The organism is Pseudomonas sp. SIMBA_041 (assembly GCF_046535095.1).
Classification (GTDB): domain Bacteria; phylum Pseudomonadota; class Gammaproteobacteria; order Pseudomonadales; family Pseudomonadaceae; genus Aquipseudomonas; species Aquipseudomonas mucoides.
In genome coordinates this window covers 1-1,384 of sequence record NZ_JAWRXJ010000028.1, presented here as the reverse complement: position 1 = coordinate 1,384, position 1,384 = coordinate 1, and the positions used below count along the sequence as shown (strand labels likewise).

Annotated in this window: 2 protein-coding genes; both read left to right on the top strand. The window is 63.5% G+C overall.

The window, feature by feature from the left end; all coding sequences use genetic code 11:
• A partial coding sequence (locus SB725_RS30060) for a head maturation protease, ClpP-related (protein WP_410923006.1) occupies window positions 1–1,101 on the top strand: 1,101 nt, incomplete at its 5' end.
• Window positions 1,098–1,384 (top strand): head decoration protein (locus SB725_RS30055; RefSeq protein WP_410923005.1); only part of this gene is annotated, 287 nt, incomplete at its 3' end. The genes SB725_RS30060 and SB725_RS30055, both read left to right, overlap by 4 nt.

Sequence of the window (1,384 nt, the reverse complement as noted above, 5' to 3'; positions counted from 1 at the left end):
GTGCCAGTGCAGGACAAAAGCTGGTACGCCGTGCACGCCAGCGGCGAAGCCACCGAGCGCGTGATCGAAGTCTTTGTGTATGGCGAGATCGGTACCTGGGGCATTACCGCCAGTCAGTTCATGCAGGATCTGCGCGCCGTCGATGACGGCGTGTCACCGGTCATCGCGGCGTTCAACAGCATCGGCGGCGACCTGTTCGACGGGTTGGCCATGCACAACACCTTGTCGCGGTTGGGCGAGCGTTGCACGGCTCGCATCGACGCGTTGGCTGCGAGCGCGGCCAGTGTCGCGGTGTGCGGTGCCCACAAGGTGGTGATCGCGGCCAATGCCATGTACATGATCCACAATCCGTGGACCTATGCGGCCGGCGATGCCGACAGCTTTCGTAAAGTGGCCGATGTCCTCGACCAAACCATGGAGGCAATCATCGCGGCCTACATGGCCAAGGCACCGAACATCGATGAAGCTGAGCTGCGGCGCATGGTCGCCGCTGAAACCTGGCTCACTGCCAATGAAGCAGTGGCCCTGGGCTTGGCCGATGAGGTCGGCGACGGGGTTCAGGTCAAAGCGTGTTTGGGACAGGGCGCGGTGCTCCAGCGTTACCAGCACGCACCGGCCGAACTGCTGGCCCAACTTGATGAGGCACCCGAACCGGATCCGAAGTTGGAGCCACACGATCCACCCGCGCCCGTGGTCGACTCGGCCAAGCTGGCGTTGTTGATCACTCAGCGTTGTGCCGAGTCAGGGATCAGCAACCTGGTCGCGCCGTTGCTCAGTTCGACCCAGCTTGAAAGCGAGGAGATCGTCCTGGCGGGGCTAACCCGGGCCAAGGCGGTGCATGACCTGTGCGTCGCAGCACGCCTTCCAGAGCTCAGCGCCGATTACGTGGCCGCGGGGCTGGATGAGCCCGCGGTGCGGGCGCGGCTGTTCGACAAGATCGTCAGCAGCGGCAACGGTTTCGAAATCGACAACAGCGTGCCCCTCGACGATGACCCCGCGCCGAAGGTGCAGGCGAAACAACCGAATCCTTCTTCGATCTGGGCCGCCCGTTCGGCGGCCCATGCCGGGCAATCCAACAGTGCAAAAGGAGCACGAGCATGACCGTAAAGTACGAAACGCTACACGCTGGCGAGTTTCTGCTCTCCGAAGGGGCCGGGAAGATCTCTCGTGAATCCATTCTGGTGGCCGCTGGCCCCGCATTGAATGCCGGCCAGGTGCTGGGACTGGTCACCGCGACCAATGAGTTTGCGCCTTACGATCCCGTCGCCACCGACGGCACGGAAGTGGCGACGTGCATCCTGTACGGGCCACTGGGCGAATCGACCGAGGAGCGTCGAGCCAGTGCGGTGGTGCGACTGGCCGAGGTCAGCGAGGTGCATTTGAC